Raw genomic sequence first — 1,268 nt, 5'->3', positions numbered from 1 at the left:
TGAGCGGCAGATTCTCGTTCAACGCGCGCAGCGCAGTGTCGTATCGTTGCGGGTGCATAGACTCTTGGTCCCTCCGCCCGACATGCTTTCCGCAACGCCTTGCGACAGTGCCACGCGCGCGCCCACCATTCCCATGGACAGCGTGGCCGTCGCCGACCTGCCGCGCAGCGCAAGTTCTCCGTTCTTCGAGCGCCTGCGCGCCACCGTCGGACAGGTCAACATGCGCACGCCCGACCCGCGACAGGCGGCGCGCTGGCACTCGCACACCATCGGCGGTGTCCGGCGGCGCCTTGCGCAACCCCTGACCTTCACGCCCTATGCGGCCGTTCAGCCCTGCTCGGCACGCTGCGGCTTCTGCTCGGAGAACCTTCGCAAGACCGATGGCGGTGTGCCGGCCTCCCGGCTGCGGCCCGACGGCACGTATTTCGATGGCCTTGCCCGTGCGCTGCGGGCCTTGCGCGGCGTGCCGCTCTCGTGGTCGCTGTCGCGCGTGGAAACCAGAGACGACGCCGGCTGGATGCTGCAACTGTTGGACACGCTGGCCGCCGCCGAAGCTGGCGACGGACCGTGCGTCGAAGACCGCGTGCTGTACACCAACGGCGCCGGCTTTGCCAAGGCGGGCGGAGCCACTCTGACGCGTGCTCTGCAGGACTTCGGCTTGAGTTGGCTCGAACTGTCCCGCCACCACCATGAAGGTGCAACCAACCAGGCCATCATGCGTTTCAGGCCCAGGCTGGAGATCGGCGACCAGACGGTGTTCGAGCGCACTGCACGGCAACTGGCCGACGCGATGCCGCTGCGCATGGTGTGCATTCTTCAGCGCGACGGCGTCGCACGGCCGCAGGACGTGTCGGCCTACCTCTCGTGGGCGCAGCAGCACTGCGGCGCCGGCACCATCGTCTTCCGGGAGTTCTCCCGGCTCGACGGCAGCTACCGCGACAACGCCACGGCGCGCTACCTGCACGCCCAGCGGGTGCCAATGGACGCGCTGCTGACGGCTTGCCTCGACGACACCGCCGTCTCGCGCGGCTGGACGGTCGAGAGCCTGACCGAGGGCTACTACTTCTGGAACCTGCGCCTGCGCACAGCGAATGGCTTGGCGGTGATCTTCGAGAGTTCCGACTACGGCGCGATGCACGCGCGCCATTTGGAGAAAGCATCGCCGCGAGCCGGGACGCTCCACACGACGGGGGAAGCGATTTCGGCAGCGTTGACGGGGGCGACGGCAGCACGCGGGAACGAGGGTGCCGGCATGGATTATCGATTCT

General features: G+C 68.0%; 1 protein-coding gene. It reads left to right on the top strand.

Annotated elements, in window-relative coordinates; translation table 11 throughout:
* Positions 1 to 82 precede the first annotated feature (82 nt).
* A partial coding sequence (locus ACSFA3_RS23990) for a hypothetical protein (protein WP_435507900.1) occupies positions 83 to 1,268 on the top strand: 1,186 nt, incomplete at its 3' end.

The organism is Variovorax glucosi (genome assembly GCF_051216695.1).
Lineage (GTDB): Bacteria > Pseudomonadota > Gammaproteobacteria > Burkholderiales > Burkholderiaceae_C > Variovorax.
The sequence above is the reverse complement of the archived record's forward strand: the minus strand, read 5'-3'. Positions and strand labels throughout refer to the sequence as shown.